The sequence below is a fragment of the Methanothermobacter crinale genome, assembly GCF_055397825.1.
This window is the reverse complement of sequence record NZ_AP042450.1, coordinates 1344626-1368941: the sequence shown is the minus strand read 5'-3', so window position 1 is coordinate 1368941 and position 24316 is coordinate 1344626. Positions and strand designations below refer to the sequence as shown.

The 24316-nt window shown below is 42.4% G+C and carries 27 protein-coding genes; 16 read left to right on the top strand and 11 right to left on the bottom strand.

What is annotated here, in order from left to right:
- Window positions 1-5: 5 nt before the first annotated feature.
- The 4 genes from ACZ5XX_RS07840 to ACZ5XX_RS07825 form a co-directional block, all read right to left on the bottom strand.
- Window positions 6-1130: a 3-dehydroquinate synthase II gene (locus tag ACZ5XX_RS07840; RefSeq protein WP_464584158.1), complete on the bottom strand. Its 1125-nt coding sequence runs from the start codon at window positions 1128-1130 to the stop codon at window positions 6-8.
- A gap of 282 nt (window positions 1131-1412) precedes the next feature.
- Window positions 1413-2201 (bottom strand): 2-amino-3,7-dideoxy-D-threo-hept-6-ulosonate synthase, encoded by a 789-nt coding sequence (locus ACZ5XX_RS07835; RefSeq protein WP_464584156.1) that lies wholly within the window; start codon window positions 2199-2201, stop codon window positions 1413-1415.
- A 29-nt stretch (window positions 2202-2230) separates the two neighbouring features.
- Complete coding sequence (locus ACZ5XX_RS07830) at window positions 2231-2761, bottom strand: SAM-dependent methyltransferase (RefSeq protein WP_464584154.1); 531 nt, start codon at window positions 2759-2761, stop codon at window positions 2231-2233.
- 946 nt (window positions 2762-3707) lie between these two features.
- A complete protein-coding gene (locus ACZ5XX_RS07825) occupies window positions 3708-4568 on the bottom strand; it encodes a pantoate kinase (protein ID WP_464584152.1) in 861 nt (286 codons plus the stop codon).
- Window positions 4569-4745: 177 nt separating this feature from the next.
- On the opposite strand from ACZ5XX_RS07825, the gene ACZ5XX_RS07820 reads away from it, so the two are divergent.
- Both ACZ5XX_RS07820 and ACZ5XX_RS07815 read left to right on the top strand, forming a co-directional pair.
- The gene (locus tag ACZ5XX_RS07820; RefSeq protein WP_464584150.1) at window positions 4746-5414 is read left to right on the top strand and encodes a histidinol phosphate phosphatase domain-containing protein; all 669 of its coding nucleotides are present in this window, start codon (window positions 4746-4748) and stop codon (window positions 5412-5414) included.
- A 69-nt stretch (window positions 5415-5483) separates the two neighbouring features.
- Window positions 5484-6434, top strand: coding sequence for a zinc metalloprotease HtpX (locus ACZ5XX_RS07815; RefSeq protein ID WP_464584148.1), 951 nt, complete (start codon window positions 5484-5486; stop codon window positions 6432-6434).
- Here ACZ5XX_RS07815 and ACZ5XX_RS07810 read toward each other — a convergent pair.
- Complete coding sequence (locus ACZ5XX_RS07810; protein ID WP_464584146.1) at window positions 6427-7044, bottom strand: S24/S26 family peptidase; 618 nt, start codon at window positions 7042-7044, stop codon at window positions 6427-6429. The genes ACZ5XX_RS07815 and ACZ5XX_RS07810 overlap by 8 nt on opposite strands.
- Window positions 7041-7709, bottom strand: a complete 669-nt coding sequence (aroD, locus tag ACZ5XX_RS07805; protein ID WP_464584144.1) for a type I 3-dehydroquinate dehydratase — start codon at window positions 7707-7709, stop codon at window positions 7041-7043. Before aroD ends, ACZ5XX_RS07810 begins: the two co-directional genes overlap by 4 nt.
- An 80-nt stretch (window positions 7710-7789) precedes the next feature.
- Here aroD and ACZ5XX_RS07800 point away from each other — a divergent pair, with 80 nt between their 5' ends.
- From ACZ5XX_RS07800 to ACZ5XX_RS07785, 4 genes are read left to right on the top strand one after another with little or no spacing between them, the layout of a single operon-like run.
- The gene (locus ACZ5XX_RS07800) at window positions 7790-8518 is read left to right on the top strand and encodes a hypothetical protein (RefSeq protein ID WP_464584142.1); all 729 of its coding nucleotides are present in this window, start codon (window positions 7790-7792) and stop codon (window positions 8516-8518) included.
- 19 nt (window positions 8519-8537) lie between these two features.
- Window positions 8538-9395: a succinate--CoA ligase subunit alpha gene (gene sucD, locus ACZ5XX_RS07795; protein ID WP_464584139.1), complete on the top strand. Its 858-nt coding sequence runs from the start codon at window positions 8538-8540 to the stop codon at window positions 9393-9395.
- 8 nt (window positions 9396-9403) lie between these two features.
- Window positions 9404-10609 (top strand): hydroxymethylglutaryl-CoA reductase (NADPH), encoded by a 1206-nt coding sequence (gene hmgA, locus ACZ5XX_RS07790; RefSeq protein WP_464584137.1) that lies wholly within the window; start codon window positions 9404-9406, stop codon window positions 10607-10609.
- Between the two features lies 1 nt (window position 10610).
- Window positions 10611-11189, top strand: coding sequence for a TIGR00267 family protein (locus ACZ5XX_RS07785; protein WP_464584135.1), 579 nt, complete (start codon window positions 10611-10613; stop codon window positions 11187-11189).
- Here the strand turns inward: ACZ5XX_RS07785 and ACZ5XX_RS07780 are convergent.
- Window positions 11181-12017: a TatD family hydrolase gene (locus tag ACZ5XX_RS07780; RefSeq protein ID WP_464584133.1), complete on the bottom strand. Its 837-nt coding sequence runs from the start codon at window positions 12015-12017 to the stop codon at window positions 11181-11183. The genes ACZ5XX_RS07785 and ACZ5XX_RS07780 overlap by 9 nt on opposite strands.
- Complete coding sequence (locus ACZ5XX_RS07775; protein ID WP_464586326.1) at window positions 12002-12691, bottom strand: DUF116 domain-containing protein; 690 nt, start codon at window positions 12689-12691, stop codon at window positions 12002-12004. Before ACZ5XX_RS07775 ends, ACZ5XX_RS07780 begins: the two co-directional genes overlap by 16 nt.
- A gap of 265 nt (window positions 12692-12956) precedes the next feature.
- Between ACZ5XX_RS07775 and ACZ5XX_RS07770 the strand changes: the two genes are divergently transcribed.
- The 4 genes from ACZ5XX_RS07770 (at window position 12957) to ACZ5XX_RS07755 (ending at window position 14942) form a co-directional block, all read left to right on the top strand.
- Entirely contained in the window at window positions 12957-13721 is a 765-nt protein-coding gene (locus ACZ5XX_RS07770) for a CARDB domain-containing protein (RefSeq protein ID WP_464584131.1), read from the top strand.
- Window positions 13722-13825: 104 nt separating this feature from the next.
- Window positions 13826-14377, top strand: coding sequence for a hypothetical protein (locus ACZ5XX_RS07765; RefSeq protein WP_464584129.1), 552 nt, complete (start codon window positions 13826-13828; stop codon window positions 14375-14377).
- Window positions 14378-14473: 96 nt separating this feature from the next.
- Window positions 14474-14911 (top strand): pseudomurein-binding repeat-containing protein, encoded by a 438-nt coding sequence (locus ACZ5XX_RS07760; RefSeq protein WP_464584127.1) that lies wholly within the window; start codon window positions 14474-14476, stop codon window positions 14909-14911.
- A complete protein-coding gene (locus ACZ5XX_RS07755; RefSeq protein ID WP_464586324.1) occupies window positions 14889-14942 on the top strand; it encodes a hypothetical protein in 54 nt (17 codons plus the stop codon). The genes ACZ5XX_RS07760 and ACZ5XX_RS07755 overlap by 23 nt, the downstream gene beginning before the upstream one ends.
- Window positions 14943-15004: 62 nt before the next feature.
- Here ACZ5XX_RS07755 and ACZ5XX_RS07750 read toward each other — a convergent pair whose 3' ends face one another.
- From ACZ5XX_RS07750 to ACZ5XX_RS07740, 3 genes are read right to left on the bottom strand one after another with little or no spacing between them, the layout of a single operon-like run.
- The gene (locus tag ACZ5XX_RS07750) at window positions 15005-15457 is read right to left on the bottom strand and encodes a hypothetical protein (protein WP_464584125.1); all 453 of its coding nucleotides are present in this window, start codon (window positions 15455-15457) and stop codon (window positions 15005-15007) included.
- Window positions 15445-15600: a hypothetical protein gene (locus ACZ5XX_RS07745; protein WP_464584123.1), complete on the bottom strand. Its 156-nt coding sequence runs from the start codon at window positions 15598-15600 to the stop codon at window positions 15445-15447. The genes ACZ5XX_RS07750 and ACZ5XX_RS07745 overlap by 13 nt, the downstream gene beginning before the upstream one ends.
- A 12-nt stretch (window positions 15601-15612) precedes the next feature.
- Window positions 15613-15768 carry a hydrogenase maturation nickel metallochaperone HypA gene (locus ACZ5XX_RS07740; RefSeq protein WP_146737619.1) on the bottom strand — a complete coding sequence of 52 codons (156 nt, stop codon included), beginning with the start codon at window positions 15766-15768 and terminating at the stop codon, window positions 15613-15615.
- A gap of 913 nt (window positions 15769-16681) precedes the next feature.
- Between ACZ5XX_RS07740 and ACZ5XX_RS07735 the strand changes: the two genes are divergently transcribed.
- From ACZ5XX_RS07735 to ACZ5XX_RS07710, 6 genes are all read left to right on the top strand, one after another.
- Window positions 16682-18811, top strand: coding sequence for an McrB family protein (locus tag ACZ5XX_RS07735; RefSeq protein ID WP_464584121.1), 2130 nt, complete (start codon window positions 16682-16684; stop codon window positions 18809-18811).
- 9 nt (window positions 18812-18820) lie between these two features.
- Complete coding sequence (locus ACZ5XX_RS07730; protein WP_464584119.1) at window positions 18821-20566, top strand: DUF2357 domain-containing protein; 1746 nt, start codon at window positions 18821-18823, stop codon at window positions 20564-20566.
- Window positions 20567-20908: 342 nt separating this feature from the next.
- Window positions 20909-22882, top strand: coding sequence for a VWA domain-containing protein (locus ACZ5XX_RS07725; protein WP_464584117.1), 1974 nt, complete (start codon window positions 20909-20911; stop codon window positions 22880-22882).
- A 4-nt stretch (window positions 22883-22886) separates the two neighbouring features.
- Window positions 22887-23396 (top strand): DUF367 family protein, encoded by a 510-nt coding sequence (locus ACZ5XX_RS07720; protein WP_464584115.1) that lies wholly within the window; start codon window positions 22887-22889, stop codon window positions 23394-23396.
- Window positions 23393-23548 carry a 50S ribosomal protein L40e gene (locus ACZ5XX_RS07715; RefSeq protein ID WP_464584113.1) on the top strand — a complete coding sequence of 52 codons (156 nt, stop codon included), beginning with the start codon at window positions 23393-23395 and terminating at the stop codon, window positions 23546-23548. Before ACZ5XX_RS07720 ends, ACZ5XX_RS07715 begins: the two co-directional genes overlap by 4 nt.
- Before the next feature lie 29 nt (window positions 23549-23577).
- On the top strand, window positions 23578-24315 hold the full coding sequence (locus ACZ5XX_RS07710; RefSeq protein ID WP_464584111.1) for a phosphoglycerol geranylgeranyltransferase: 738 nt from the start codon (window positions 23578-23580) through the stop codon (window positions 24313-24315).
- The last annotated feature ends 1 nt before the right edge of the window (window position 24316 follow it).

Below are 24316 nucleotides of genomic sequence, written 5' to 3'. Positions count from 1 at the left end.
CCCACCTATTTTTCGATTATGGCCTCTTTTATGGCCATTCCAAAGTGTCTTGCAGCTTCCTCAACATGTACTAGTACCTTATCACCTTCTTTTAACTCTGAAACCGACACTGGCTTGCCTTTCTCATTGACTAGGCGTATTGTCTCGGCGTTCTGTAATAGTGTTCTTAGTTTCATGCCCTCATATTCTGCCTCGACAAGGAGCAGGGGCCTTTTTTCGATTTTAACCCTGCCAACTATAGCTGGTCTTGTTTTACCATCCTTGTCAACAACTAGAACCTCATCTCCTGCTTCAAGTTCTGAAAGGTATTTGGTTTTATGATCTGGTGTCATCACATATGCATGTACTGGGCCTGCGTTAACCCTGAATGGTCTTGATTCCACGTATTCGCTTTCTAGGGATTCGCTATGGACTAAGAATAATCCTTGGGAGTATGAGCCTATGAGCATTCCCTCGCCAATGTTCATTATCGAACAAGTGTCTACGCAGACCCTGTCACCTGATCCTACTGGTTCTATCCTTGTTATAGTGGCTGGTTTGAGTTCATAGTAGCCCATCTTTATATCTTCGATGAGTTTCGCGATCTTTTTTATCTGTGATGGATCTTCCGGTTCTATGAGAACACCATCAGTTCCATGTTCCAAGGTCTCCAGGGCTGTTTTAGCTTCTTTTTCATCTGCTACTGCTGCTACTAGTTTAACATCCTCCTCTTGGAGGTCTGCTATTATGTTCTCAAGTGGTATTATCTTCCAGTCTTTTCCTACTAGGATGAGGTAGTCCACAGTCTTGCCAAGGAGTCTTGCAAGCTCCTCATACCGTTTACCCTTTATCTCCACATAAGCTGCTATGGGTTTTCCCTGCCTTTTAAGGCTCTTCGCGGCCATGAGATCCTTTGAGTCTTCTAGGTTGCTGGGTAGTGGGAATGTGCCGTCTCCTTCACCATTAACCCCTACCAGTATGATGTCGGCGTCTTCGTCATCGGCTATGACTTTTATGTTCCCGAGTTTGTGTATCGTTTCAACGTCTTCCCGGTCTAATACGTGGTCTATACCCGATTCGAGAGCGGTGGTTATAAGGGTTTTTTTCTCTTCCCATTCAATTTCCGGTGTTTTTATCCAAGCAAATTTCATCTTTCAAGCCCCTGCTTGAGACTTTTATCCGCAGGGGCTTCTCACCTCCGAAAAACTTTAAAGTATCATGTAGATGCCCTCGCCCTTGAAGGCACTCTTCTATCCAGAGCAGGATGGTTGAAGATAGTGTGAAGCTTTAAAAGAAACTCTATTTGGGGTTTCTAACCCTCTATTTGTAATAGTCTGCTATTCCCCCCCACTGTGGGGGGTGGATCCTGGGTTTAGGGCTAACTGCAAGCTCCACACACCCCCCCCAAAAAATTGGGGCAGCTAACACTCCCCCTATAGCATTTTGAGTGCTTCATCAACTTCTATTTCATCGTGTACTATGGCTGCTATGGCTTTTGTCATGTTCTCTGGGGATTCTGCCTGGAATATGTTCCTTCCAATGGCTACTCCAGCCCCGCCAGCTTCCACGGAATCTTTAACCATCTGTAGTAATTCTTCTTCTGTTTCGACTTTAGGTCCTCCTGCTATGACCACTGGGACTGGGCATCCTTCAACAACTTCCTTGAAAGTGTCGGGGTCTCCTGTGTAATTAGTTTTTATGATATCTGCTCCGAGTTCTGCCCCGGCTCTTGCCGCGAGTTTAACGACTTCTGGGTCGTGTTCGTCTTCGATTTTTTCACCCCGTGGGTACATCATTGCTATGAGGGGCATGCCCCACTCATCACAAGTTTCCGCTACTGTTCCAAGTTTTAATAACATTTCAGGCTCTCTTTCGGATCCTACGTTGACGTGCACTGATACTGCATCTGCTCCGAGTTTCAGAGCCTTTTCTACAGAGGTTACGAGGACTTTATGGTTTGGGTCTGGTCCTAGGCTTGTGCTGGCTGAAAGGTGGACTATCAAGCCTATGTCTCTCCCGTATCCTCTATGTCCTGTTACAACTATCCCTTTATGTATTAGGACTGCGTTGGCTCCGCCTGTGGCTACCTGGTCTATTGTCTTGGTCATGTCCAGTAAGCCGGGGACTGGGCCTATTGAAACTCCATGGTCCATTGGTACTATGACCGTTCTGCCTGTTTCACGGTTTATTATTCTCTCCATTCTAATTATTTTACCTATCATATCATTTACCTCCCGGATCTTACCCCCTTCTAGTATAATTTCTCAGACCAGAGCTTGAATTCTTTTAATCTTGGAGGCACGCCACCTTGGCTGCTTGATTCGAGCCATCCCTTGGTTGATGCTAGGTCCTCATCTATCTTTGAAGAATTTGCGAAATCTAGCAGTCCCCTATTCCTTATAATGGATGTTCTTGGCTTTAGTGTTGAGGACCATATGAAGTATACCTTGAATGTTGTGTCTGGGTGATAGCCACCCCCAAGATCCACTGCCAGGACGTCACATGATCCTATGTCCTTGTAGACTTCCTCGAGGGTTTCATGGCGTCTAACATCCCCCATGATGAACTTGAGGTGCGGGTATTCCATTTCAAGGCTCTTCATGGCCTCACATGCTTGGGGGCTCTTGTCAACGGCTATTATCCTCCCCCTTGGGTTTTTTTCTGCTATTATTCTCGTTGACCCGCCCACGTGGGGTCCCAGTTCCACTACTGTATCATATTCCCTTATAAGATCCTTGAGAGTCTTCCTATAAATTCTAATATCATATACTATCTTTATCATTTTGGGAGATCCCCCCATGAAAAGGGGAAAATCCAAGCTGGGATTATTCCCTATTGGATTAATATGTGAGTCACCCCCCCATGAATGGGAGGTTTCTTATCCTTTCACTGGCTGGGTTCACACATTCACTACTGGGCATCCCAAGGGGGACTCATCAGCTACATTCTATTATATTGTTAGCTCAAAGTTTAAATAGTTTAGCCACCCCCCCAATTAGGTATCATCCCCTTGGAAGATGAGTCGCAGACAATAAGATGACAATTTTTTTTAACATCTGGTTGTTTTAAATCTCCTATTAGTGTGGGATGAGGGGGAGATGGGGGTAGAAAGTACGAGACTATATATGATGTGAGGGTCGTGGACGCCCCTCATTAAAAGCTTGTATGTGTGAGGATTTTTTTTCAGTGAAGCTTCCCGACCTTGGACGGGTGAATAATTCACTCTTCTAGAATGTATTAATGTAGATTTTGTTGTGGGGGGGTTGTGCAGTTGCAAATTAAAATTCGCATGTAACATAAAATGGGGGCATATAAAAGGAGAAATTTTTGGTGTTGGACTTTTCTGGGAAGTTTACCTGATCCCCTGAGAAGAGGATTACTATACACTATGTGGGGGCAGGAATGCAATATACCCCATTAATAGTATATCCCAGGGTGTGAAAAAAATCATAATGGCAAGTCCATTCCATGAATAACTGCATCTTCGACTTTTCTTTTAAATGGAGGGTTAAATATAGGCTGTAAAGTGTGTGGGGATCAAAGTTCTTTTAATTGCAACGATCCTCGAAACATGGTGAACACAATACACATTCCCATTATGGGGTTTTCCCTAGGGTGAAGGTTGGATCAACGTGATTATCCATAACAATGAATTTTTTCACGCGGGGGGTGACTTTATAATCTGATAGGATGGGATATGGGGTTACTATCTTTGCAGTTTCCATTTTTCATGCTTTGAGGAACTTAGGGCCGTTTGAGTCTATTCTGGCTATAATGGGATCCGCCAGGCTCGTGTCTGGATATTCTGAGAGTGCGAATATTGTGTCCCCAAGCATTGCCATTGAAGCCCCTATAACCTCGTCCCTGACTATTTTAAGGCTTTCTTTCACCTTTGGGGTTAAAAGTTTAGTCTTTTCTGCGAATTCGTAGGATAATCGCATGAAATTTTCTGGGCGTGGATCTGCGATTAGTCTTGGCAACATCCGGGAACCTGTGAGGTTTATCATTTTTTTCTTCTTGGGGTCTTTGAGTATCCTGGTTGTGTCAAGTTCGCCGAAGGCTTTGCATATTACATATAATGGTTCATGGATTATCTTATCAGTTAAACCATAACCTGGAGCACCCTCTTTTAATCTTAGGACTATTCCACCAACCGATTCTCCCATAACATCCCCTAGTCCCGTTTTAAGTTCTACTTCTGCTTGGTGGGCTATTGAAGCGGCTTCATTAAAGGTTATGGGGGGTTCTAACATCCTGGCCATGGCAAGGACTGTTCCAAGTGCACATGCGGCTGACGCGCCGAACCCACAACCCATAGGAACCTCAAAACTATAATAGATCTTAACCCCCCCTATATGCTTTGATTTTTCCTTGAGCAATTCTATCACTTTAAATGTTATATTAGAAGGATCATAGTTACCATCAGCCTTTACTGAGATTTTATCGGATCTTGATGGTCTGACTGTGGTTATAACACCTTTATCTATGGCGACCCCAGCACCTTTCGACCCTGTGAAAAGGGGATTCTCATGCTCCACTATCTGAAAAAAGCCTGTTATATGTGATGGTACAAAAACTCTGGTCTTCATATTCTCATCCTTTGCAAGGCCATGAACTGATAAAAATATTATAATAATCTTATACTATAAAGGGTGGTTAGTATCCGAAAATGAGGTTGTTATAATAATTGGAATCTTATACTATAAAGGGTGATTAGTATCCCCCCACATCCCTTCATGTGGGGGTAGATTTTGAGGGGCTGAATTATGATGAAGAGGATAGATTTACACACCCATAGCCTATTGAGTGATGGTGAACTTTTACCATCAGAGATTGCAAGGCGTGCTTGTGTACTTGGACACAAGGCGGTGGCTATAACAGATCATATAGACGCGTCTAACATAAACACTATAGAGTATCTTATAGATGCTGTCTCTGACGTGAATGAAAATTGGGATATCAAAGTGATCCCCGGGGCTGAGATTACACACGCACCCATAGAAATAATAGACAAGCTCGCATCAAAGGCTAGACGCTTGGGGGCCGAGATTATAGTAGTCCATGGTGAGACGCTAGTAGAACCTGTTATAGAGGGGACTAACCGTGTAGCAGTGGAATCCCCCGAGGTTGATATATTGGCCCATCCAGGTCTTATAGGCTATGAAGAGGCTGAAATGGCAAAAGATAATAGTATAACTTTGGAGATAACTGCGAGGAGTGGGCATTGTCTCGCTAATGGTCATGTTGCATCTGTTGCAATGGAAGTGGGGGCTTCGCTTGTGATAAACACTGACACCCACCACCCAGGGGATCTTATAGATTATGATATGGCATGTCAGATAGGTCTTGGCGCAGGAATCCCAAAAAGAGAACTTAAGAAAATCCTAGAAGATAACCCTAAGAGGATACTCAAAAAGAAGGGAATAAAAATTTAAGCCTTTTAGTTACAGAAAGTGATAAATACCAGATCATACTATATCAAGAATTGGAGGTGATGATTTAAAATGAGAATAAGCACTTGGAAATTGAAACTTAGAATGTTCCTAGCCACGATATTCCTATTCGCCATAGTCTATGCTATATTGATGCTGATAGGACACATTATGGGATTTGGTGGCCCCCTATTCTATATGTTGTTGGGCCTCGGCATCATACTATTACAATATCTTATCTCACCGAGTATAGTTGAGGCTACAATGCGCATAGAGTATGTTTCACCGGAAGAGGCCCCAAGGTTGCATGCGATGGTGGAAGAACTTGCGATGAGAGCCGGCATACCCAAGCCAAGGGTTGGAATAGCTGATATAGGGATACCGAACGCTTTCGCATTTGGGAGAACAAAATCTGATGGGCGAGTTTGCGTAACAAGGGGTATATTAAGGTTGTTGGATGAAGAAGAGCTTAAGGCGGTGCTGGGCCATGAGATATCCCATATAAGGCATGATGATATGATAGTCATGACCCTCATAAGTGCGGTGCCTTTGATATGCTACTACATTTATATAAGTTCGATATTTAGCAGGGACAGGGACATGGGCTTGGTGGGATTGTTGGCTCTTGCGGCTTACTTACTCGGGCAATTGATAGTCCTATTCATTTCAAGGGTTCGTGAATACTACGCAGATTATGGTAGTGTTGAGATAGGTGGCCAACCACATAAATTGGCGAGTGCACTTTACAAGCTTGTATATGGGTCTGCGGCTTCAGAAGAGGATGAAATTAAGGAAGTTGAAGGTTTGAAGGCTTTCTTTGTGAATGATGTTTCTCGTGCGACCGCTGAGATAGAGGATCTGCGCCAGGTGGATCTTGATATGAATGGGACCATAAGTGAGAGTGAACTACAACAGATAAAATATAGGGGTGTGAAGATAGGTGTTGCTGCGAGGATAATGGAATTGCTCTCAACACACCCAAACATGTTAAAGAGGATAAAGAGGTTATCAGAACTTACATAACCTCTTTCACAACTCCTATGATATCTGATTTGTGGACCCATGTGTTTAATGGTACCATGATTACTATGGAAGTCCCTGTATAGACTTTTTCAACATTTTTGTTGTCGCTTATGAGATATACCATGTCCCCTTCTATTTTCCCCACTCTTTTCACGATCAGACCATATTCTGGGTGTTTTGCCACTACAATATCCCCTACCTTGAAATCCTTCGTCTTGAGGACTATTAGTTCTTGACCGTCCTTTAGGGTTGGATACATTGAGTTTCCCCTTACTTTGGCGGGCATGGGGAGTTGGTCAACGCCGAACTGTGATCTTAACTGGACATTAACTTCATTGTAACCATACTTTGATGCTATATTTTTCACGTCGGCTTTTATGGAATCGGTTGTGCTTTCAGGATCGTCTATGACTGTTTGTATGTGATTTGCGATCTCTTCCTCCATGTTAGGTGGTGGTGAATTAAAAAGTGATAGTGTGGAAGTTTTAACAGTGACGGTGGTGCCATTGGTTTCTATGATTATATTAAGTGTTTCCTTCTCGTGGATGTATAGGCTTGTTGCAATAACAAAAACCAACAATGATAATATTAGTATATATGATTTTCTCATGGTATCTCCTTGGGTTTTAGTTCTTTGAGTACTAGGCGGGTTTTTTCGATTTCTAGTTGGCCTGGTGCTGATGGTTTTCCACCTGTTGCATATGTTATGGGTGACCCGAATAGTGGTGTTATGATCCTTGTATATTTTCCAAGTTCGCCCATTGATATTGCGATCAGATCATTCTCTTTAGATGATAATTCTAGTATGGTTAGTGTGTCTTTCATGGTTTTGGGCATCACAGCTATCTTTGCTATGTCACCTATCCTTTTTTCTTCTCTCACTATCCTTGATAATATTTCTAGGGTGGGGGTTTCGTGGAAATTGTGGTATGATACGATTTTCTTTATTGGAAGTTCTATGATTTTTTTGAGTTCTTCTTTTTTTGTCTGTAATTCTATGTCAATATATTCTGCTTCTTCTGCAGCTGCGGTTAGTAATTCTATCCTCTCTTTTTCCGAGCCTTTAAATAATCCTCCTTCTGTTGATAGTCTGTTGGTGGCTATGAATGGGGCTTGAATGTTAGCTGCAAGTTCCCTGACTTTTGCTTTTGATGGGTTTTCCATGGCATCTATCCGAAGTTCTAGTATGTCAGCGCCTCTCTGGGTATATTCTGTGGCTATTTGGGGTATTTTTTCCATGTTTTTTTCCATTATTGGTGCGCATATCAGAGTCAATGTTAACCCCCGGAAGGATAATATTATATTTTGATCTAAATTATTAGCAGAATATAATTATATCTTGTTTGGTGATCTTGTTGAAGATAGTTTCTATTGGGGCTGATATATCAGGGAATGATACAAGTTGCAGCAAGGAATTGATAATGAGATTAGAGGCTGACATCCCAGTACTCATGGACTTGGGAGCCTATAAGGCGGCTTTGACGAATATAACAGGTGATGATGTTGTTATAAGTGCCTTTGTGGAGGATGGGATCACTGCGAAGATAAACAGGGCCATAATTCACATTCTAAGGGAGAATTCTGAGGATATAGGGGATCTTGAGGGGATATCAGGCACCCCTGAGGGTGCTGGTGAGGGCATATCCTATGCAGAGGCTAAAATAAGACAGGACAGATACCCTGATGCTATCATATTGTCTTTCGACACATACGGTGGTGAGGAATTCGTATCAGATGTTGCCAATTCAACCATTAAAGCTGCTAGGGGCATGGATGGTGTTACAGACGTCAGTGAAGAGATAAAACCAGGAACCAGGAAAATACCCGGGGTTGGTTACGTGTCGGAGAAGACAGACGATCCTGTTGTAGCCGCTACAATAGAGGACATGGAAAGTATAGGTGTCGTTGCAGGGGCTATGTTAGGCGCTGCACTAGGCAACAAAAATGTCTACCTCGTAAGAAGAGGGGCACCATCACATATAATACCTGGGAGCGTCATAGTATCAGCAACAGCTTTCCTAAACGGTAACATAATAGACCTAGCCGCGCCCTTCGAAGAAAGAACAAGAATACTAAAAGTATAATAGTTTTGGGGGTTTAAGTATGATAATATTAGATGAAAATACCAGATGTCTTGTACAGGGCATAACCGGGAAGCAAGGGTCATTCCACACCCGCCAAATGCTAGAATATGGTACGAAGATAGTGGCTGGTGTAACACCTGGCAAAGGAGGTCAAGAACTTCTAGGGGTTAAAATATACAATTCAATAGAGGAAGCCAAGGAGGAAACAGATGTAAACGCTTCGATAATATTCGTACCAGCGCCCTTTGCAAAAGACGCGGCCTACGAGGCCATAAAACACCTAGACCTTGTAGTTATAATAACAGAACATATACCAGTCCACGACTCGATGCAAATCATGGAATATGGTAAGAGAATGAAAACAACAATTATAGGCCCTAATACTCCGGGCATAATCACACCCGGAGTTGGTAAATTAGGTATAATGCCAGGGCACATATTCCAAGAGGGGGATATTGGCATAGTTTCAAGGAGCGGGACACTAACCTATGAATTCGCCCACCAGATTACAAGCAATGGAATGGGACAGAGCACATGTATAGGTATTGGGGGCGACCCAATAGTAGGCCTAACCTTTGCTGATGTCCTTAAAGAGTTTGAAGAGGATAAGGATACCAGGGCGATGCTCATGATAGGGGAAATTGGAGGGGACGCCGAGGAAAGAGCAGCAGAATACATAAAAGAGCACATATCAAAGCCTGTTATGGCATTCATAGCTGGTAGAACAGCACCCCCTGGAAAGAGGATGGGACACGCCGGGGCGATCATAGAAAGGGGTGCGGGAACGGCTGAAAGTAAAATAAGAGCCCTTGAAAAGGCAGACGTGCAAGTGGCTGAAAAGCCGTCAGACATCCCAGAAATGCTAAAAGAATTATAAGGGATCATATGATACAAGAAGAAATAATACAAGGATTAAAAGAAGGAAAAATAAAACTTCACGAAATCGAAAAATATACGAGCATAGAAGAAGCAGTGGAGATAAGAAGACTGTTCATAGAAAGAATAACAGGAAAAAAACTAGAACATATCTCCAAATATTCTATAAACATGGAAGAGGCCCAGAAAAAGAACATAGAAAACCCAATCGGCACAATACAAATACCACTAGGAATCGCAGGGCCCATTAAAATCAGAGGAGAACATGCAAAGGGCGAATTTTACATTCCACTCGCAACATCAGAAGGAGCCCTCGTAGCATCAGTAAACAGGGGATGCTCAGCCATAACAGAAGCTGGGGGCGCCACAGTAAGGATAACAGGGGACAAGATGACGAGAGCACCCGTACTCAGAACAGAATCGATAGAAGAAGCGCTAAAAGTCAGAGGATGGATCCAAGAAAATTTCAGAAGGTTAAAAGAGGCTGCTGAGTCAACAACACGCCACGGAAAACTGATAAAAGTAGACCCAATACTCATAGTAGGCCCCTATGTCTATCCAAGATTCGTTTTCACGACAGGAGACAGCATGGGAATGAACATGGTAACAATAGCCACAGAAAAAGCCATGAAACTCTTAACAAGAGAAACAGGAGCACACCTCATAGCCCTAAGTGGAAACGCGTGCGTAGATAAAAAACCAGCAGCCTTAAACCTCATAGAGGGCAGAGGAAAAAGCCTCACAGCCGAGGTGAAAATCCCAGCCAAGATAGTGGAAAGAACACTTAAAACAACACCAAGGGCCATACAGGAAGTCAACCTCGCCAAAAACTTCGCAGGATCCGCCATATCAGGGAGCATGGGATTCAACGCACACTATGCGAACATAATAGGGGCCATATTCCTCGCCACTGGACAAGACGAAGCACACATCACCGAAGGAAGCCTAGGCATAACAACAGCCGAAGAAATCAACGGAAACTTGCACTTTTCAGTCACGCTACCAGACGTCCCCCTAGCTACCGTGGGCGGCGGCACAAGATTGGAAACAGCATCAGAATGCCTCGAGATAATGGGTGTCAGAGGATCAGGGAAAGTTCAAAAATTTGCAGAGATAGTCGCCGGGGCAGTTCTAGCAGGTGAATTATCACTCATGGGCGCCTTAGCAGCAGGACACCTCGCAAGGGCACATATAAGATTGGGTAGAGGATCCTAGGATGGGTTTGAGGGGATTCATCCATGAATATCTTAGCATGAGCCGATACGTTGCACTAGGGACCCTAGATGGCATACTAGCCGTTATGGGTGTTACCCTAACAGCCAGTGGAGTGGCAGGTATCGGCGGAGTTGAAATAGAAAATTACCTCATAGGCCTCACAGGGTTAAGTGGAGGTATAGCCATTGCAATGTCCAACGCCTTCGGCTCATTCATCGGTGAAAGGGCGGAGGAAACCCGTACAATGAGAGAACTTGAAAAGAAGATGATAATGGAAAAAGGCAGCCTCAACGACACCATAATACATCAACAAGCCAAGAGGAGAATATACATGAGCATGTTCACCCATGGATTCTCAAGTTTCCTCGGCGCCTTCGTACCAACTATACCATTCTTCTTCATAGAGGATAGGATAACCGCCACAATACTCACCATACTACTATCTATGATGGCATTGCTCATCCTTGGAGTCTACCTTGGGACGATATCAAGGGAGAACATCTTCAAAACTAGTATAGAGATCGTGGCTATAGGCTTTATGATAACATTGATAAGCATATTCCTTGGAGGGTCACACTAACCCATAAACCTTTTCTATGTTTTCTTCATGGATTTTATAAGCATCTTCTAGGCTCATAAAACCCTTCTGGATAAACTCCTTTGTACGCCTTGGAACAGTTTTTGGACCCAATACCGCGCCCGGCCTGCTCAGATCATCCAGGTAATCCGTCTCCATAAGAAAATTATCACCCTTCTCCAAGGCCCTTTTTATAACGTCACGTGAAGCTATCAGGGATGGTGTGAGCCCATAATTTTCACTTTCACTGACATAGGGGCCTGAGAAATGTTTTATAACCTTATACTTTTTTATCCCTACTTTATCGGCCATCCTTGAGAATTCCCTGAATTGTCTAGAGTTTGAACTTTCGGTGTGGAGTTGCACTGGACAGTCAGCTTCTCTTGCAAGTTCCAGAGCATATAAGAGTATTCTATTGTGGGCTTCCCATTCTTCTTCTCCTACTGGGTAGTGTGGTCTTCCGATTTCGCCTATACCTATAGCTTCTCCATTTAGTACGAGCCTCTGGGCATATTCAAGGCCCGTCTTGGCGAGTTCTTCGGCTTCCTGGATGGTCTTGCCCGATTCTATAAGCTTTGAAAGTTCTGCTGGGTGCACTCCTACAATAGGATAAGCTTCTACCCTTGTCTTAGAACTTATTTTCTTGGCATATTTTATAACGAGTTCCATGGCCTCTTTGAAATTGAATGGTTTTTGTATTGTCCAAGTGGGCTTGTTGGGTATTATCATCCTCTTGCCGCCTGCACGATAGAATTTTTCAGCCACTTTCACAGGTCCTTCACCATTGATATGATCCACGTGGATATGGTTGTCTGTTATGGTGATGTCCATTTTTGATCAACTCCGCATTGTATGCGGGGCCTTTTAGGTTTTTGTATGCCCATCTTTTCCAGTACCATAGTGATGTCTACTTTAGTTTTGTAGCAGCCATCTCTGAGCAGGGGCACGCCTTGGGGTGCGAATTTGGATAATTTCATCATGGCGAGGTTCAAGTCCTGGTAACAGGCGACACCAAGCACCGACTTGAATTTGTTCTCCTTCACTATTTTTTTGAGGAATGTTGAACCTGGTATTATGAATACGCGGTAGCCTATTTTTTCTGCTTTTTCTTTTAGTATGCCGATGACGCATTTTTTACAATTTTTGCATTTCAGACCAGAAGGTTCCAGTGGAGCTTCACATTTCGGGTGTCTTAGACAATGCGGCAGGACTAGAAGTTTATCCTCTGCTGGTATATTATTGAATTTTTCCTCGTTAACCTTATTCCGAACCTCAACACCAATCTGATCCACTATACTCTCACTAAGCCCAAGTATGGATGCGAAACGCTTAAACGGCCCATAGAATAAATCTAATGTTAGAAGGAGTAATCTTGGGAACACCACACGATTATTACTTAAAAGTATTCTTCCAAGGAACAGACTCACCAAAAGTAACAGTATTAGGCCCATCATGGCCATGAAGATGAGCTGACCAAACAATTGATAAAAGTCTATCATAATCATCAAAAAAACCAAATTTTACCCTTTGGCTAACTTTGGGGAAGATCCAATATATAAACTTTGTAAACATAAAATCTACACAATAACAACAATCATATCAACAACTTCATGTTAAGATTATATAACTAATTTTCACATATCATTACATAGCAATCCCCCAATCCCTTATCAGTGATTATCACTTCTAAAAACTTATATATAATAGAAAATTTTCCAACGTGACAATAACCCCAAGTGAGGGTGAAGCACCCCCTTAAATTAAATGTCAATGTTACAGTCACCAACAAAGGGGACAGGCGATTATACAATAACACTCTACAAAGATGATATAGCATGGGATACGTGTATAGTAACCGTGCCAGGAAAGGGAAAAGTAACGATTTCCATGGATAAAACAATAGAAGAAACCGGACATTATATCCTGCGCGTGAATGATGGATCGCCAGTAACAATCAGAGTCCATGAACCGCCATTAAACATAACAGGCTACAGCATAGAACCGCAAAGTGGAGTGGCCCCATTAGCCATAAAAGCATTACTAAACGTCACAAACCCCTATGATAAGATAAGATCATATAATGCACGACTTTACATTGACGGTCTACTAATACAAGAAAGATCCAAGAACATAAACCCTAGAGAAACTTGGGAACTTAAAATGGAGGCCATGTTAACAGCCGGCTCGCATAATGTGAAAATCAACGATCTTCATATTGTGGCGGTCGATGTTAGAAAGCCAGCGGAATTCACCTTATCAGATCTTACTGTGACGCCGAAAAACGGATCAGCACCCCTCAATATAACAGTAAAGGCTAAGGTGATTAATACGGATGATATAGCAGGGAATTATACTGCCACAGTTTACATTAATGGCGTGTCGGTTTCAAACGAAACAATAAACGTTGCAGCTGGAAGTGCAAAGACGGTAATCTTTAATCACACCATAGAAGAGCCAGGCGATTATCTTGTTGGAATATCATATTTAGAGCCAGTGAACGTTAAAGTTCTGAAATCTCCAGTGTTTATTAACTAATTCCACTGTCACGCCAAAAACTGGGGTGGCGCCATTAAATGTAAATGCAAGCGCACTAATCATGAACATGGAGGAAGGCGGTGGCGATTACACAGCGACACTTTATGTTAACGGACTCCCAACTGACAAAAAAAACCTTAAACATCATGGGATACGGATCAGCTATCGTAACATTCAACACACTTTTAAGAACTGCTGGAACATACACTATAGGGATAGATGATTCACCAACTACAATAACTGTACTGGAACCTGCAAAATTCATTATACAAAGTTTTCAAGTGACACCATCAGGGTGTGGCGCCTTTAACCATAAAAGCCACAGCCACGATAAAAAAAATGTGGGTGACATTGCAGGAAATTACATGGCCAGACTATATGTCCAAGGAACTGCCGTGGCAAATAAAATCATTAACATAGCAAGCAATTCCAATACAACAGTAACATTCGATTATACCATAACCCAAAGAGGCAACTATAGCATCTGGATAGAAAACTCCACACGACTAAATGTTAATGTACTTCAACCAGCGACCTTTAAAATTTCCAACTTTACTGTGACGCCAAGGAGTGGTAGTGAACCATTAAATGTGACGGTAACGGTTAATATCATACCGGTGATTTTGCGGGGAAATACACTGCCAAGTTCAAGGTAAACGGTCAAGTAGTGGAAAATAAAACTGTAGCGGTTCAACCCGGGCGAACAGTAAAGGTAACATTATAATAAGCTGCTTTCAAAGGGAACTTATAATGTGACGGTGGACAATCTAAACCCAGTAAACGTTATTGTCAATGTACAATTAACTTACAATGAAATCTCCACAGCCTCAAAGATAATAGCAAATGAGGTGTCTAAAACAGGCAAGATACCCTCTAGGGTCACGGTAGGCAACAAGAGTATAAGTATAGATGATTACTTGTATGCTGCGGTCGTAACAACAATAAACTTGAATGTCAACAAGAAAACGAGCATAACCACCAAGAATTATAAGCCTCCAACGAATCCACTAAGCACCACTGCAAGGGGTACGCTCACAAAAACAGCATACCTACAAGCAGTTCAGAATATCAAAAAGTACATGGAGGCCAATGGGAGATCACCGAATTATGCCACAACAACAATCGGTAAAATAAACTACAAAAAACTTAATATATGCCTATGCAAGGATAATAAACTTCTACAGCGCTAACGGTAGACTACCAAATTCTGTAAGAATATAAAAACCTTTCCAATTTATTTTTTTATTGACAACTTTTAAGGGTGTGGGTGGCCTGACGAACTTCTATGAATGTTCTATATCTATTCTTTCGACTTCTCCTTCAATTATTATACCATTTTTCGCGCGTTTTATGATTGTGCCTGATAGTTCAGGGGCTGAGCAGAGCAAATCCTGTTCTGGGTGCGTGCCGGGGGTTATATCACAGTCTAATTTTATGGTTTCGCCAACTGATACAACCATTTTAAGACGCTTAGAAGTCGGATGATCCTCATCTAGCACGATTAGAGGCGTTCCTATCTCCTTTAGAAGGTGGATCATGCATTTTATGGCCTTTTCTATCTTGGGGCCTGTTTCGAATGCTGAGACGGCTATAAGATCGTCCTCATCCAATGATAACACTATCTCTTCTTTTGGCGTTCCCATGAAAATGTTGCGTGGTTTCTCTGATTTTGCCACGCCGATAACGCCATTGTCTCCTCTGATGAAAAGTATCTCATCTTTTTTTATTCTGAACATTCTACGTTGTCTGACTGACATGAGGGACATCTGACCTTTTTGCCAACACCCTTGAACTCGTTACCACAATCAAGACACTTACATTTTCGGCTTGTGACCTTTTTAAGGTCAATGTCTACCATGGGCCCTCCTACGCTACACATAGGATTTCACCCCTATTCTGAGCATTCTATGTTATCTGATTGGCATGATGGGCATATGATCCTTTTGCCAACGCCTTTGAACTCGTTACCACAATCAAGACACTTACAGCGTCTTGTTTTTAATTTCCTCATTTTTATATCAGCCATGGGCCCTCCTACAGTACACATATTAACTCACCCTACTTTATATATAATGTTTTTATTATTAATAGGTTTTTTTATCCTCGGTTGGAAACCCCCCCATTGAGATTTGTTGGTGTGAATCCCTTGGTGAGTATAAGGTTTTGTCTGTAATGGCGAAAGTAGTCCCGCCGCATCTTAATCCCCCATACTTATCTCTCCCCAAAGGAAGTGGGAGTTTAATCCCCGGTCCTTACTTTGAAATTACTAGTTTGAATTGTTGATACCCTGATGTCAGTAGTTTTTTTATGGTCATTTAAGCTTTGGGTTAACCTTTCAAGTGCGGTTCTCATTAGAGGGGCCATCCCCCCCATTTACAATCCATTAGGGGGGTGTATTATAAGTTAGGTTAAAATTTCATCGTGTTCTTGTTTTAAATTCGAGTTTTTTTAACATTTTCAGGGTTATCCGAATTTGTTTTTGGGTTGGAATTAAACGAGTTATAAGATTAAAGGATAAACCTGGGAGTCCCAGCGCTATATAAAACTGGAAAAATAGGATAATTTATGGTGGGTGGCCTTGAATAAAATTCATCACCCATTTTCCAAACAGAGAAAAAAAGTCTATTTGGCTTTGATGATCTTCCCCAATTATAGATTATGTTTAATTGCCATTTTTAAGAAGTAGTTCTTCGGGTTTTTCAATGTTTAAACCTAACAAGGGGTTCCTCTGGAGAGCACTGGGTTGTAGGATTAACATCAAAGATTGTTCCCAGTTAATCAAAAGTTTTACATATCCAATATAAACATATCATTTAGCAAACTTTAAACGTTGAATGGATTATTTGCTTTTGTTCTTTTCCTTTTAATTAAAAGCATATATTAGGAAGAGGCATACATTATTTAATTGACAAGAAGTTAACTATTTATTAGTTAAATAAATTTACTTTGGGGTTAAACCCATGGAACCGCCTGGGAAAGTAACTGGGGGATATTTAGAGATAATAAAAGACAAAAATGAGATAAAAAAGGTTCAGAAAAAATTGGAAACCATTTTAAAAAAAAGAGCAGATAAAGTTGTTGATGGCGGGGCAGGTTTTCAGGGAGGCGAAGAGAGGGGAAAGGTTTACTGGATGTCTGATCTTGGTGTATGGTACATGACCCGCTTTATAGAGGGGAGCAGGTACTGGAACGGTTTTGGGACAGAAGAGCCAGAGGAGGGTAGAAACAGAACGATCATCTGTGAGATAAACTTCCCCCCAGAGAGTATAAATCGCAGGGTCGGAGCCGCTATAGCACGTGACCCTCTAGGCAACTACTATGTGGTGCACAGGGGTAAACTTGGTGGAAACTACAGTAAGAGTTTTTTTGAAGACAGATATCACGGTGAATGGACAACAGTCATTGATGGTGATCGGGAAGAAAAAGTTGTGGTCATAGGAAAAATCGATGAAACCATCCCTGAGAAGATAAGAGATTTCGTATATGAAGTTCAGAGGATAAAAACTACTAAGAATGGTTTTAACCTGAAAGAAAAACTTCATAAGGTCTTCGAATACGCAAACGCGAGAAGAGAAGAATTCGAAGGGCACCCACTTGCAGAATTAATATGCAAGGAACTACCAGATGAACTTAAAAAGATAGTTCCCGAATCAGATTATCAGATAAAAGGATCATTTGGGCAGGGAAACTGGACACATATACCATGGATTGCCATAAAGGACTCTGAAACAAAAAAGAATGGTTTATATATTACTTATCTATTCAGAGAGGATATGCGCGGCTTATATTTATCGTTGAATCAGGGAACACCAGATAAAAAAGCTGAATTCATTGAAATCTTAAAGGATCGTGCATCAGAATTGAGATCTCACCTGGACAGTTTTAATTACCTAACTGAAATATCACTCAGCGAAGAAGGATACGGGGTTCTTTGTGAAGCAGGAAATATCATAGCAAAATATTATCCCTCCAGTGAACTGCCAGAAAACGGGGAACTACAATCTGACCTTGAAGAATTTCTGAGTATTTACAGGAAACTTAAACCCCTCTATGAGGAACTTATTGGAAAAAAAGACTTTTACCACTATTTACAACTTAAGGGCTATCATTTCAGACCGGAGCTCATTGAAAACTTCCTACTTTCACTTAAGGTCAAACCCTTTGTAATACTGACAGGTAATTCTGGTACGGGTAAGACAAAGCTGGCCCAGCTCTACGGCGAGTACATTTCCACAACAGATAGAAAAAGGTACCTTGTTGTTCCTGTGGGTGCCAATTGGACCGAGAAGAGGCACATCTTCGGCTACCTAAACATCATGACAGGAAAATATCAGAGCACCCCAGCCCTTGACTTCATCATGAAAGCTTCTAAGGATCCTGAAAACCCCTACATTCTCATACTTGATGAAATGAACCTTTCACATGTTGAACGTTACTTCTCTGATTTTTTATCAGCTATTGAGAGTGGCGAACCAATACCACTACATGACGATCCAGAATGTGACTTCCCACAGGAAATAGAAATACCAGAAAATCTTATTGTTGTAGGTACAGTTAATGTTGATGAGACAACCTATATGTTCTCGCCTAAGGTTCTTGACCGTGCAAACACCATAGAATTTGATACCATGAGGCCCGGAGAATACCTTAATGGTCATCAAGATGATCAGAGCCCATTAGGAGACCTTAAATTCCTTGAAGACGTCATGAAATATGACCTTGAGAATTTGAGGGATGATCTTGGGATGATATGGGATGAATTAGTGGCTGAACTTGACTTCTTCCATAAAACCCTCAAAGGCCCTGGATTTGATTTCGGATTCAGGGTAACAATGGAAATCCTCAGATTCATGCATGCGGCTTGGGTTTATGATGGCCGGCCCCGAAAATGGGATAACTGGGAACGTTATATGGACGCCCAGATCAAACAGAAGATCCTTCCAAAGATCCATGGCCCTGAAAGACTTCTCAGGGATACACTAGAGGATCTTCGGAACCATTGTATGGGGAGGTTTCCTGAATCAGAAAGGAAGCTTAAAGAAATGCAAAATACCCTGAAAACCCAGCGTTATGTGTCATTCATCAGGTAGTGGTCGTCCATGGACCAGGAGATAATCATAGAATTCCAGGGGGGAACCCTTAAGATAAATGGGGGTCCAGCCTCCAGGAAGGTGCCTCCGAGGACTGTGGAGATTAGCGGTTACCCTGTGAGACTTATAAATGTTCCCATAGTTGAGAAACCTGGTTTGAACCCTATTGAACATTGCCCGTACTATGACAACCTCAACGAAATCATGCTCCTCGAGGAAACAGAGTATCAGGTCCTCTTTGAAGGGCGGGAATCCATGAATGACGTGGCGGTACTTCCTCATGCAAAAAGTATGTTCAGGAGGATCCGTTTCGAATTCAAAGACAAGGTGACAGGGATATTGAACTTCAGAAGCTATGCTGGTAAATCATTCCTTGATATAGAAGCATGCCATGGCCGTGAATCCATCCCTGTTGAGGTGAGATCGAAGAAAATAAACTATCATGAGCAGTACCCTGCCATGCTTGCAGATCTATCAGATGAGATATCATCCATTATCCTCGATTCGGACTCATCCACATTCCAGACATTCATCCCATCAGTTGAAGATGATAAGATACTATATGAGGATTTCCTGTTACTGGAATATCTTTTCAGACCAGAAAACCTTCCAGCCGCTGCTGAACATATAAATCATAGTTTCTATTCTGGTCTTAAACGGGAAGTCAAGGTGATACCCGCGTCTTTGGCCTCAGTGATAGATCCTGATGAGATGGCGAGAGTAGTGTCAGAACCGGTCAATGTTGATGTGGATGGAACCCTCAGGAACCTTCCACAACTGAAGCTGAGGGAGACGCCTGACACGCCAGAGAACCGCTTCTACAAGTACTTTCTGGAATTGGTGGAGGATAAGATACTTTCGCTCCTTGAATACGCTCCTGAAGGTTATATCAAGGATTCTTTGATGGGATTCCTTGACGAGGTGAATGTTCTCTTCTCTGCAGGGTGGCTGAGAGATGTTGGTGACATCCGGGTCCTTCCACTGAACTCACAAGTCCTCCAGAAGAGGGAAGGCTACAGGGACGTGCTCAGATACTTTTTCATACTTGACCTTGCGCTCAGGTTCACCTGGGATGAACTACAGGATAATATCATGGGCTTTGAGAAAAAGCTCAGCGAACTCTATGAGTACTGGTGTTATTTCAAGATCCTCAGGATTCTCGAGGATATAACAGGACAGAAAGTTGACCCCAGGGACATATTCATCAAGGATGACTGGAAGCTCCGGCTAAAAACCGGAAACTCAATACTCAAATTCAAATGGGGTGATGTTGAAATCGCCCTTTCTTACAATGGAAAATTCACAGGGGACACCCGCTGCCGGTCCTATTCACTCCCATTCAAGCCAGACTACTCCATCCTTGTTGATGTGGGTGAGTGCACTTACTTCATACACTTAGATGCAAAGTACCGTTCCACTGTAAATTTGGATGACTTCTATGAGAATATTGATTTGAGGGATTCGGAAGAGGAACTTGAGAGGAACTTCAAGAATGGTGATGTGTACAAGATGCACGGCTACAAGGATGCAATACTTCACAGTGTTGGTGCCTACATCCTCTACCCTGGGGACAGAGAGATCATATTTCCAGAGTGTCCATCTTATGATGTGCCATCTGTCGGTGCATTCCCATTAAATCCTGGTGAAAGCGAAAATGAAGAAAAAAGACTCAAAGATTTCATAAAATCTGTTATTCTGAACATCCAAAAAAATGACATTCATTGCTACCCTCAATTTTCTAAAAATGAAAGGTAGATTTATACGATATAATAGAATGTGAGGCATGTTGTTAGGCTTAGCTTTCAGGAGTCTACTCAATGGCCTCCATCAGCGCGTGTCGACACTGAGGTTTCTTTGATGCTCTAGTTTGAATTTTTTTTGCTTTGAAATTTTGCAAGTTTTGGGTCATCCACCGTTATTGTTTTTTTATTGGGGGGGTTTGTTTTTATTTTGTTGTCATGGAGCACCTTTTATCTTATTAGGGGTGTGGTAGTTTATTCTTAAAAAATGGGCTTGGAGTATGATTGGGGGGAAATAACTTATTTTATAAAAGGGATAATAATAGTATAGTTTAGGTTTTTCCTTGTGGTGAGTATAGTGAAGAATTTGATTTTCCCATTCACGGCAATAGTAGGACAAGAAAAAGTTAAAAAAGCCCTGATCTTAAATGCGATAAACCCATCTATAGGTGGGGTTTTGATAAGGGGTGATAAAGGTACTGGTAAGACAACGGCAGTCAGGGCGCTGGCAGACTTGCTACCATCAATTAAAACTGTTAAGGGGTGTCCATTCAACTGCGATCCTGAAGATGAGGATTCGCTCTGCCAACTTTGTAAGTCAAGGGATAGCATAGAGGTTGAAGAGAAGAAGATGAGAGTCGTTGAATTGCCATTAGGTTCGACGGAGGACAGGGTTGTCGGGTCATTAGATATAAAAAAGGCGCTCAAGGAGGGTATAAAAGCCTTGGAGCCTGGGATACTCGCAGAGGCGAACAGGAACATACTCTATGTTGATGAGATAAACCTTCTAGACGACCATCTCGTGGATGTTTTGTTAGACGCGGCGGCCTATGGCGTTAACTATGTTGAAAGAGAGGGTATTTCGATATCTCATCCATCCAGGTTTATATTAGTGGGTACAATGAATCCGGCTGAGGGGGAGTTAAGACCGCAACTAGCAGACCGTATAGGTTTACATATTAATGTGGAGACTATTCAGGATGTTAAAGAAAGAGTGAAGATCATGGCCCGCAGAGAAAGGTTTGAGGAAGACCCTGAAGCCTTCAGGAGAGAATTCCAAAAAGAGCAGGAAAAATTACTGGAGAGGGTACTCAACGCAAGGAAACTATTATCCCATGTTAAGATAGATGAGAAGCTATTGGAACTTATCGCGAGAATATGCGTTAACGTGGGCGTGGATGGTCACAGGGCTGACATAGCCATCCTTAAAGCGTCAAAGGCTATAGCGGCATACAATGGTAGGACAAGGGTCTTGCCTGAGGATCTTGAAGAGGCTGTTGAACTGGTCCTAGGGGAGAGAATACCTGAAAGATCATATGCCCGTCAGGATGTGAAAAGGCAAATACAAAGGGCAAAGGGTGAAATGGGACAGGAAGAATTTGGAGAGTTTGAGGACGAGGCCATGGGGGGTGAGAACCCCCCGCCGGATGAGAAGGGATACGGTGGTGAGAGCAGACAACCCAGTTTAGGTTCTGCGGATTTGAAGATGGCGCCGAATCCCGGTGAAAGGACAATAAAAGAAGAGGAGGTTGACATAGACCTTAAAAAGATCTTGAAATTTAAGGGTAAGAAGAACAGGAGACTCTATGGTAGCAGAGTAGAATCAAAAACAGAGAAGGGGAAATATGTAAAGAGCAAAATGTTAAAGGGGAAATCGAAGGACATAGCCATAGATGCAACATTGAGAGCAGCGGCCCTCAAATCAAAGGGTCGTATAATGGTGGAACCAGAGGATCTCCGCGAGAAGATCAGAAAACATGGTGCAAGGGCTAGCATAGCACTTGTAGTGGATATAAGCGGGTCCATGTTCACAGACCAGAAAGCAGCCAAGATAAAAAACATATTAAACAAGATAATACAGGATGCTCAACGTCACAAGGACAAATTAAGTGTCATAGGATTCAAAGGAAGGAAAGCAGAGATAATAATACCCGCGACCAAGAGGGCTCAATCATTCCAACAAAAAGTGGACAATATTAGAGTAGGTGGCACGACACCGATGGCCCATGGCATAAAAAAGGGACTCGAAATACTTAAAGAAGAGAAGAAAAGGGAAGAATACGTGCCTGTGATGCTAATATTAAGTGATGGGATGCCCAATGTCGGCATAGAGGGCAGGCCAATCCAGGACGTCATGGAGCTCGGAAGAGAGTTGAACAAGAACGAGATACACACAGTAGTGATAAACTTTGAGAGAAAATTTCAACAAGGCCGTAACATAAACATGGAACTTGCAATGCTATCAGGTGGAAGATACTATGACCTGGATCAGTTAGAAGACCCATCACTTGCAATACCAAGGATAATGGATTACGAAAGGGGCCAATTCTAGGAATATGAGGATCATTGTATATCATGCAGAGGAATGTGACAGAAAAAAGTGTACAAGTTTAAAACTGGCTAGGATGGGAAAAGTTAGGATAGTGTCAAGCCCCAAGCGCATACCATGGGGTAGCATAGTGCTCAACCCATTCGCTGAAAAGGCATTATCCCCAGCGGACAAGGAGAGGATCCTCAAAAGGGGTGTTGCGGCCTTGGACTGTTCATGGAAGGAGGTTAAGAAATCTTCGCCAATCTTCGCAGTTAAGAGATATCATAGGGCGCTACCATACCTTGTAGCTGCCAATCCAACAAACTATGGCAAACCATTTATATTATCAACTGCAGAAGCCCTAGCAGCAACTTTTTATATAATCGGATTAAAAGATATAGCAGTCAATATAATGTCTTCGTTTAAATGGGGTCTGCACTTCCTAGACCTCAACAGGGAATTATTGGAGGCGTATTCAAAGGCTAAAAACAGCCGAGAAGTTGTTAAAATCCAGGAAGAATTCATGAGGAGATGATATTCATGGCAAAATTCGAAGTGGCAGAGGAGAGAATATTCAACGTTAAAATATGCTTTAAATGTAATGCAAGAAACCCGCCAAACGCTACAAGATGCAGGAAATGTGGTTATAAAGGTTTAAGATTTAAGGCAAAAGACCCTAGAGGCTAAAATCCCCCCACACATTTTTTGTGTCTGATATGAAGGTTGAAGATTATTTCAATAACATTCTTAGGGAGAGGAAAATGCACCTCACCCTCATAGACCCTGAGGAGCAAACATCACAGGAAGCCCTTAAAATGGCAACTATGGCAATCGATGGGGGATCTGATGGGATAATGCTCGGCGGGTCAACAACCAATGGCATAGAATTAGAAGCAACGGCAAAAACCCTCAAGGAGAACTTGGATGTTCCCATAATATTGTTCCCAGGTAATATTTCAGGGGTTACGAAGTATGCTGATGCCATATTCTTCATGACTCTTTTGAATTCCACAAACCCTTATTGGATAATAGGGGCCCAGGCACTATCAGCTCCCACCATAAAAAAGATGAAAATAGAACCACTACCCATGGGATATCTAGTAGTAGAACCAGGTGGTACTGTAGGATGGGTTGGGGATGCTAAACTGATCCCAAGGGACAAACCAGACATAGCAGCAGCCTATGCAATGGCCGCAGAACTACTAGGAATGCGACTATTCTACCTAGAAGCAGGGTCTGGAGCGGACAGACCAGTGCCGGCAGAGATGATAAAAAAGGTGAAAGAATCCACAAACCTAACACTCGTAGTAGGTGGGGGTATAAGAACTGGAGAGGACGCTGAAAGAGCGGCAAAAGCCGGAGCAGACATAATAGTAACGGGTACAATAGTAGAGGATGCTGTAGACATCGAGGAAAAAATATCAGAGATAACAAAGGCCATAAGAAAACCCTAAG

Coding starts and splice junctions, on each gene's coding strand:
- ACZ5XX_RS07770 (WP_464584131.1), top strand. CDS start 12,957: ATGTTACAGTCACCAACAAAGGGGACAGGCGATTATACAATAACACTC.
- ACZ5XX_RS07735 (WP_464584121.1), top strand. CDS start 16,682: ATGGAACCGCCTGGGAAAGTAACTGGGGGATATTTAGAGATAATAAAA.
- ACZ5XX_RS07775 (WP_464586326.1), bottom strand. CDS start 12,691: ATGATTATGATAGACTTTTATCAATTGTTTGGTCAGCTCATCTTCATG.
- ACZ5XX_RS07820 (WP_464584150.1), top strand. CDS start 4,746: ATGATGAAGAGGATAGATTTACACACCCATAGCCTATTGAGTGATGGT.
- ACZ5XX_RS07840 (WP_464584158.1), bottom strand. CDS start 1,130: ATGAAATTTGCTTGGATAAAAACACCGGAAATTGAATGGGAAGAGAAA.
- ACZ5XX_RS07740 (WP_146737619.1), bottom strand. CDS start 15,768: ATGTGTACTGTAGGAGGGCCCATGGCTGATATAAAAATGAGGAAATTA.
- ACZ5XX_RS07780 (WP_464584133.1), bottom strand. CDS start 12,017: ATGGACATCACCATAACAGACAACCATATCCACGTGGATCATATCAAT.
- ACZ5XX_RS07710 (WP_464584111.1), top strand. CDS start 23,578: ATGAAGGTTGAAGATTATTTCAATAACATTCTTAGGGAGAGGAAAATG.
- ACZ5XX_RS07745 (WP_464584123.1), bottom strand. CDS start 15,600: ATGTGTAGCGTAGGAGGGCCCATGGTAGACATTGACCTTAAAAAGGTC.
- ACZ5XX_RS07815 (WP_464584148.1), top strand. CDS start 5,484: ATGAGAATAAGCACTTGGAAATTGAAACTTAGAATGTTCCTAGCCACG.
- ACZ5XX_RS07835 (WP_464584156.1), bottom strand. CDS start 2,201: ATGATAGGTAAAATAATTAGAATGGAGAGAATAATAAACCGTGAAACA.
- ACZ5XX_RS07750 (WP_464584125.1), bottom strand. CDS start 15,457: ATGTTCAGAATAAAAAAAGATGAGATACTTTTCATCAGAGGAGACAAT.
- ACZ5XX_RS07830 (WP_464584154.1), bottom strand. CDS start 2,761: ATGATAAAGATAGTATATGATATTAGAATTTATAGGAAGACTCTCAAG.
- ACZ5XX_RS07810 (WP_464584146.1), bottom strand. CDS start 7,044: ATGAGAAAATCATATATACTAATATTATCATTGTTGGTTTTTGTTATT.
- ACZ5XX_RS07720 (WP_464584115.1), top strand. CDS start 22,887: ATGAGGATCATTGTATATCATGCAGAGGAATGTGACAGAAAAAAGTGT.
- ACZ5XX_RS07730 (WP_464584119.1), top strand. CDS start 18,821: ATGGACCAGGAGATAATCATAGAATTCCAGGGGGGAACCCTTAAGATA.
- hmgA (WP_464584137.1), top strand. CDS start 9,404: ATGATACAAGAAGAAATAATACAAGGATTAAAAGAAGGAAAAATAAAA.
- sucD (WP_464584139.1), top strand. CDS start 8,538: ATGATAATATTAGATGAAAATACCAGATGTCTTGTACAGGGCATAACC.
- ACZ5XX_RS07765 (WP_464584129.1), top strand. CDS start 13,826: ATGTTAACGGACTCCCAACTGACAAAAAAAACCTTAAACATCATGGGA.
- ACZ5XX_RS07825 (WP_464584152.1), bottom strand. CDS start 4,568: ATGAAGACCAGAGTTTTTGTACCATCACATATAACAGGCTTTTTTCAG.
- ACZ5XX_RS07715 (WP_464584113.1), top strand. CDS start 23,393: ATGATATTCATGGCAAAATTCGAAGTGGCAGAGGAGAGAATATTCAAC.
- ACZ5XX_RS07785 (WP_464584135.1), top strand. CDS start 10,611: ATGGGTTTGAGGGGATTCATCCATGAATATCTTAGCATGAGCCGATAC.